1 protein-coding gene is annotated in these 1,011 nt (G+C 42.9%); it reads right to left on the bottom strand.

The window, feature by feature from the left end:
- Positions 1-1,011 (bottom strand): HYR domain-containing protein (locus tag BMW53_RS20590; RefSeq protein WP_139178304.1); only part of this gene is annotated, 1,011 nt, incomplete at both ends.

The following is a 1,011-nucleotide window of genomic DNA, read 5'->3' as shown; positions in this document are numbered from 1 at the left end:
GCATTTCCTGAAACGATAACCTCTGAAAAGATTCCGGCGTCGTAAGTTATTGAATAGGTTCCATCTGGTACTCCTGTAAACGAAAAATTGAGCGAACCGTATCCTCCACAGGTAATCGGGTCAGTTTCAGTAACAGATAGTATTGGGGTTGGTCTTACAGTAACCGAAACAGAAGCACTTGCCTGACAACCATTCGCATCTGTAACCTCAACAGAATAGTTCGTGCTTACTGCTGTGGCAATATTGCTGATTACCGGATTTTTTTCTGTGGAACTAAATCCGTTTGGTCCAGTCCAAGAATAAGTATAATCAGGTGTTCCTCCTGTTGGATTGGTTGATAAAATCAGTTCATCGCCTTCACAGATAACTGACGCTGAAGCACTAGCTATAGTTGAGAGGGCGTCCGGAATTGTTATTTGATAGCTACAATTCGCTTCATTACCAGTTGCATCAGCCACAGTGTATTCGATGGTCGTCGTTCCCCTATTGAAGGAATAAGTTCCGATTGCACCATTTCCGGAGTCGTTCGTATCTCCAGTCATTGTCCAATTTATACCTGTCACTCCACAGTTATCATCATAATCTGGAGTGGCAACATTTATTATACCTGTACAAGCTGAATTTTCGGTGGCGGTGTAGGATGCAGAGCAGTTGATTGTTGGATTTATATTGTCCTGAACAGTAACAGTAGCAGTACACTGATCGGTATTGCCATCAAGGTCTTCAACTGTTAATGTAAGAGAATTCGGACCTACATGGCTACAATCAAATGCTGTCTGACTTGCAGTTAATGATGCTATTCCCGTATTATCTGTACTTCCGCCATCTATATCGGCTGCAACAATTGTCGCATTTCCCGAGTCGTTAAGCTGTATTGTAATATTTTGGCATACAGCCGTTGGTGGGTCTGAATCCGCTATTGTTACAGTTGCTGTGCAATTATCGGTATTGCCATTGTCATCGGTTACGGTCAGGGTTACGGTATTGTCCCCAAGATCTGCTGCTGTAAAG

Origin of the sequence: Draconibacterium orientale (assembly GCF_900111425.1) — a bacterium.
GTDB classification, from domain to species: Bacteria; Bacteroidota; Bacteroidia; order Bacteroidales; family Prolixibacteraceae; genus Draconibacterium; species Draconibacterium orientale.
Note: the sequence above shows the minus strand (reverse complement) of the source record. Positions and strands in the feature narration are given on the sequence as shown.